At 57.0% G+C, this 237-nt stretch carries 1 protein-coding gene; it reads left to right on the top strand.

From position 1 onward, the window contains the following. Positions 1-192 (top strand): hypothetical protein (locus tag FS628_RS30150; protein ID WP_222125309.1); only part of this gene is annotated, 192 nt, incomplete at its 5' end. Positions 193-237 lie beyond the last annotated feature (45 nt).

Here is a 237-nt window from a genome sequence, read left to right as displayed (position 1 = left end):
AGGAGGGGGGGATTGAAGGAAGGTAGGGTGATCGTTAGGGAAGAGAGGGAGGATTGGATGAGTGAAAAGGAGTTGTGGAGGGGGTGGGGTGAGGAGGGGGAAGAGATGGAATGGTGGGGATTGGGGGAGGTGGTGGATGTGTTTTTTATATGGGATAGGGGGGAGAAGAAGGGGGGGTGGGGGAAGAGATAGAGGATTGTGGTGGAGGAGGTGGGGTGGAGGGTTGAGGAGTGGGTG

Origin of the sequence: Paenibacillus xylanexedens, from assembly GCF_007676705.1 — a bacterium.
Classification (GTDB): Bacteria; Bacillota; Bacilli; order Paenibacillales; family Paenibacillaceae; genus Paenibacillus; species Paenibacillus xylanexedens_C.
Note: the sequence above shows the minus strand (reverse complement) of the source record. Positions and strands in the feature narration are given on the sequence as shown.